Raw genomic sequence first — 255 nt, forward strand, 5'->3', positions numbered from 1 at the left:
GGGAATGTCGGCATCGCCAGAAGGAAATCCTCCTGCAACAGCGCGTCCAACTCGATTTCATCGCCTTCAAGCGGCAGAATGTCGCTGTCTTCGTCCTCACCTAACACCGGATCATCTTCCGGAGCGAATGTTTCGGAAAACGAAACAGCCGCATGGTGAGTATACGGATTCAGGCATCTTGCACAAATGAAATTGACGTCGGCTTTCATCTTGCCGGTTACGTAGTAAAGATTACCGAGCTGCACTGCCTCGCCT

1 protein-coding gene is annotated in these 255 nt (G+C 51.8%); it reads right to left on the reverse strand.

The window, feature by feature from the left end:
• On the reverse strand, positions 1-255 hold a 255-nt coding region (locus tag SB775_RS31530; RefSeq protein ID WP_410865221.1), incomplete at both ends, for a YceD family protein.

It is taken from the genome of Peribacillus sp. SIMBA_075, assembly GCF_046534585.1.